This is a genomic window from Sphingomonas bacterium (genome assembly GCF_903643065.1).
Classification (GTDB): Bacteria; Pseudomonadota; Alphaproteobacteria; order Sphingomonadales; family Sphingomonadaceae; genus Sphingomonas.
In genome coordinates this window covers 1-2,940 of record NZ_CAHJWX010000394.1, presented here as the reverse complement: position 1 = coordinate 2,940, position 2,940 = coordinate 1, and the positions used below count along the sequence as shown (strand labels likewise).

Genomic DNA, 2,940 nt, shown 5'->3' with positions numbered 1-2,940 from the left:
ACGACGCCGGCACCTTGGTGTAGCGCTCGACAAGTTCGGGCAGGTGGGTGTTGAGAAGGCGGCTGACGTCCTGCGCGACCGGGTCCATCTCGGGCACCGCAGCGAGTTGCGGCGCGATCTGGTTGAGGTGCGCGGAAATCCGGTCGAGCGTCGGCGCGGCAAGGCGCGGCAGGGGATCGCGTTGCTGGCCGCGGCCGGCGCGCTGGCCTATTGGCGCCGCCGCGACTGACGGACCGGAGCGGAAAGGCGGCCCGTTCGCCATACCTTAACCTCCTTCACACTACGCCGCCGGGATGGACGTGCGTTCGATCAGCGAAGAGCCGGCTCGTGGCCCGGCTCGTGACGAAGTCCCCGCCCGCGGGCTTCCCAGCCTGCTTCGCGATCGTCGCGGCGCCACTGCGGTCGAATACGGGTTCGTCGTCGCGCTGGTCGTGCTCGCGATGTTCGCGGCGCTGGCGGGCGTCGGCAACACCACGACCTCGATGTGGAACAACATCAATTCCAGCGTGACCAACGCGCACTGACCCGTGTCGCGGCCACCGGCGAATAGTTCCATTCCGGCTTAAACCTTTATCAACCGGCCCTCCGCTAATGGACTGGACGCTGCTCCGGGCGACCCGGCTCAGCCGGGTGTTGAAGTTTCGACCATTGGAGACAAGAATGCAGACGATCCGCAAGTTCATCAGGAACAGCAAGGGCGCGACCGCCATCGAATACGGCCTGATCGCCGCGCTGATCGCCGTCGCCGCCATCGCCGCGATGCAGGGCCTGGGCAACCAGCTCAGCAAGACGTTCACGAACGTCCAGACCAACATGAAGGCGGGCTGATCCAGCCACTACCAGTCCGAAGGGGGCGGCGGATCTCGTGTCCGCCGCCCTTTTCACGTCAGCTGCGACCCATCGCCAGGAACTTCTCGCGCCGACCCAGCCTCAACCGCTCGGCCGGCTGCCCGCCCAGATCGACCATCGCGGCGGCGAGCGCGTCGCCCAGGTTCGCGATGGCGCCGGCGGGATCGCGATGCGCGCCGCCGAGCGGCTCGGCGACGATGGTGTCGATCACGCCCAGCGTCTTCAGCTCCTGTGCCGTCACCTTCATCGCCTCGGCGGCCTCGGGCGCCTTGTCGGCGGTGCGCCACAGGATCGAGGCGCAGCCCTCGGGGCTGATGACGGAATAGACCGCATGCTCGAACATCAGCACCCGGTTGCCCGCCGCGAGCGCGACCGCCCCGCCCGATCCGCCTTCCCCCACCACCGCCGCCACCATCGGCACGCCCAGCGCCAGCGCCGCCTGCGTCGATCGTGCGATCGCCTCCGCCTGGCCGCGCTCCTCCGCCTGGATGCCGGGAAAGGCGCCCGACGTGTCGACCAGCGTCAGCACCGGCAGCCCGAACCGGTCGGCAAGCTGCATCAGCCGCACCGCCTTGCGATAGCCCTCGGGCTTGCCCATCCCGAAATTGTGCCGCAGCCGGCTGGCGGTGTCGGCGCCCTTCTCGTTTCCCAGCACCATCACGCGCCGGCCCCGGAACCGCGCGAAGCCGCCCTGGATCGCCTGATCGTCGGCAAAGCCGCGATCGCCGGCCAGCGGCACGAACTCGTCGAACAGCCCGGCGACATAGTCCTTGAAGTGCGGCCGCTCGGGATGACGCGCTACCTGGGTCTTCTGCCACGGGGTGAGCCTGGCGAAGGTATCGCGCAGCAGCTTGTCGGACTTGGCCTGAAGCCTGCGCACTTCCGGCTCGATGTCGACGCCGCCCGCCCCCACCCCGCCGGAGCTGTCGCGCAGTTCGTCGATACGCCCCTGCAACTCGGCGATCGGCCGCTCGAAATCAAGGAAGGTCGGCATGGCGTGTCTGGTTCCGTCCGGGCCGGGCCGGTCGCCGCCCGCATGAGTGTTCGGCATCACCCCAGGCTGACGCGCTCGGCCGCGGACTAGGCTTGGCCGTGCCCGCGGTCAACGAGGGCCGGTGTCGCGGTCGGGATCCGCGAGCGGATGTCGAGTCGTGACCAGCTCCACCAGCCGCGCGGTGTCGATGTGCGTGTAGATCTCGGTCGTGGCGATATCGGCGTGACCCAGCATCGACTGGAGCGCACGCAGGTCCGCTCCGCCCTCCAGCAGGTGCGTCGCGAACGCGTGGCGCAGGACATGCGGGCTGATCCGGTCGGGCGCGATGCCGACGTCCGCGGCCAGCGCCCGGACGAGCTGGAACAGCCGCACGCGCGACAGGTGGCCCTTGCCCGACGGGAACAGGAACGCGCTCGTCGGCGCGACGTGCCCGCGCCACGCCGCCACCGCGGCGCGCGACCGGTCGGACAGCGGCACCAGCCGCTCGCGCCCGCCCTTGCCGCGCACGATCAGATAGGGTCGATCAGGTGCGACCGCATGGCGCGGCAGCGACACGAGCTCGGTCGCGCGCAGGCCCGATCCGTACAACAGCTCGATCAGCGCGGCGAGGCGCAGGTCGCCCGGATCGGGCGGATCGGGCGCCAGCCGCGCGGCGAGACCGGCGAACAGGCGGGCGATGTCGTCATGGTCGAGCGTACGCGGCAGCGCGCGTCGCGTGCCGGGGCGGGGCAGCGCCGCACCCGGATCGTCCGGCCGATGCCCCTCCTCGTGCAGAAAGGCATAGAAGCGCCGCAGCGCCGCCGCCTTGCGCGCGACGGTCGACTTCGCGAGGTCGCGCCACCCTTCCGCCAGCCGACCGATCCCCACCACGTCCGCCTCGACAAGGCCGCCGCGAAGCGTGGCGGACGCGAGCGACAGGTCGCTGCGATACGCCGCCAGCGTGTTGCGCGCCGCCCCCGCCTCCGCCGCCAGCATCTCCAGGAACTGCTCGATCAACGCGACGTCGGCGGAGGGCGCCCCCTCGCTCACGCCCGCGCGATCGCCTCCGCCGCGATCATCCGCGCCGGGCCGTCGAGCCCGGTCGCCCGCAGCGCGCC

Annotated in this window: 4 protein-coding genes and 1 pseudogene; 2 read left to right on the top strand and 3 right to left on the bottom strand. The window is 70.9% G+C overall.

Going from position 1 to position 2,940, the window contains the following annotated elements; translation table 11 throughout:
* Positions 1-262: pseudogene (locus HUU95_RS12720) on the bottom strand (hypothetical protein); the annotation flags it as partial.
* A 31-nt stretch (positions 263-293) separates the two neighbouring features.
* Here HUU95_RS12720 and HUU95_RS12715 point away from each other — a divergent pair.
* Both HUU95_RS12715 and HUU95_RS12710 read left to right on the top strand, forming a co-directional pair.
* A complete protein-coding gene (locus HUU95_RS12715) occupies positions 294-524 on the top strand; it encodes a Flp family type IVb pilin (RefSeq protein WP_174280437.1) in 231 nt (76 codons plus the stop codon).
* 136 nt (positions 525-660) lie between these two features.
* Positions 661-828: a Flp family type IVb pilin gene (locus tag HUU95_RS12710; RefSeq protein ID WP_174280436.1), complete on the top strand. Its 168-nt coding sequence runs from the start codon at positions 661-663 to the stop codon at positions 826-828.
* 58 nt (positions 829-886) lie between these two features.
* On the opposite strand, the gene HUU95_RS12705 is transcribed toward HUU95_RS12710, so the two are convergent.
* Both HUU95_RS12705 and HUU95_RS12700 read right to left on the bottom strand, forming a co-directional pair.
* Positions 887-1,843, bottom strand: a complete 957-nt coding sequence (locus tag HUU95_RS12705) for an acetyl-CoA carboxylase carboxyltransferase subunit alpha (RefSeq protein WP_174280435.1) — start codon at positions 1,841-1,843, stop codon at positions 887-889.
* A 108-nt stretch (positions 1,844-1,951) separates the two neighbouring features.
* Positions 1,952-2,818: a tyrosine-type recombinase/integrase gene (locus HUU95_RS12700; RefSeq protein WP_174280438.1), complete on the bottom strand. Its 867-nt coding sequence runs from the start codon at positions 2,816-2,818 to the stop codon at positions 1,952-1,954.
* Between the last annotated feature and the right edge of the window lie 122 nt (positions 2,819-2,940).

Excerpts from the sequence above, each read along its gene's own strand:
- HUU95_RS12715 (WP_174280437.1), top strand. The coding sequence starts at position 294 with ATGGACGTGCGTTCGATCAGCGAAGAGCCGGCTCGTGGCCCGGCTCGT.
- HUU95_RS12710 (WP_174280436.1), top strand. The coding sequence starts at position 661 with ATGCAGACGATCCGCAAGTTCATCAGGAACAGCAAGGGCGCGACCGCC.
- HUU95_RS12705 (WP_174280435.1), bottom strand. The coding sequence starts at position 1,843 with ATGCCGACCTTCCTTGATTTCGAGCGGCCGATCGCCGAGTTGCAGGGG.
- HUU95_RS12700 (WP_174280438.1), bottom strand. The coding sequence starts at position 2,818 with ATGCTGGCGGCGGAGGCGGGGGCGGCGCGCAACACGCTGGCGGCGTAT.